Annotated in this window: 1 protein-coding gene; it reads left to right on the top strand. The window is 44.4% G+C overall.

Features of this window, described 5'->3' with window-relative positions:
• Positions 1 to 509 (top strand): EAL domain-containing protein (locus tag R7Q48_RS31420; RefSeq protein ID WP_318134383.1); only part of this gene is annotated, 509 nt, incomplete at both ends.

Raw genomic sequence — 509 nt, 5'->3', positions numbered from 1 at the left:
TTGCGATTGAGAAGCAAACGCTGTTTATGGCCTATCAACCGCAGTTAAACATCAATGGCGAGATTTATGGTGTTGAGGCGCTTGTTCGTTGGGAAGACGAAGAACTGGGCAAAGTGCCACCTAACGAGTTTGTTCCTGTCGCTGAAAGCTCAGGTTTGATGGTGCGTTTGGGTGAGTTGATCATCGAAAAGAGCCTTGAAGATATGGGCTTACTGACAACCCATCTTGCTACCCCAATTCAGATGTCGATCAATATTTCCGTCAAGCAGTTCCTACACGCCAAATTTATAGAGCGCTTGATGGCGGCGATGGACAAATACCATCTTGATTGCAATAGAATCACGTTAGAAATTACCGAGAACTTGTTTATCGAAGATCTAGAAAAGTTCTCTCCGACTTGCGAGCGCTTGCACGCTTTGGGCTTTAAGATTTCATTGGATGATTTCGGAACGGGCTACTCGTCACTAAGCATGTTGAGAACATTGCCGATTGATGAAGTTAAAATTGAC

The organism is Vibrio sp. 378 (genome assembly GCF_033339435.1).
The sequence above is the reverse complement of the archived record's forward strand: the minus strand, read 5'-3'. Positions and strand labels throughout refer to the sequence as shown.